Consider the following 284-nt stretch of genomic DNA (forward strand, 5'->3'; position numbering starts at 1 on the left):
ATAGCTGCCAGCGCTGCCGGGAAAGATGGTGCTATCAGTGACGCCCTAGCGCTCTGCGGTAAGAAATCTGATAAATGCAAGCTCGTGTCCGCTGAATGTAGTTACGGAGAGCTCACCAATTAACCACATAAAAATGGCGCCTTCGGCGCCATTTTTATTTCTGCCTGCAGTAGAACGGCCTGGGCATGATCCTGTCGGTCTTGATCATCGCCGCGCCGCCGATGGCGGGCATGTTCTTCAACGGCGTGATGAGTTCGTACTACGGCACCAACAACTTCCCGGGT

The 284-nt window shown here is 54.2% G+C and carries 1 protein-coding gene; it reads left to right on the forward strand.

The annotated features are described in order from the left end of the window. Positions 1 to 185 precede the first annotated feature (185 nt). A partial coding sequence (locus tag HKX41_11180; protein ID NNC24693.1) for a conjugal transfer protein TrbL occupies positions 186 to 284 on the forward strand: 99 nt, incomplete at its 3' end.

It is taken from the genome of Salifodinibacter halophilus, assembly GCA_012999515.1.
GTDB classification, from domain to species: domain Bacteria; phylum Pseudomonadota; class Gammaproteobacteria; order Nevskiales; family Salinisphaeraceae; genus Salifodinibacter; species Salifodinibacter halophilus.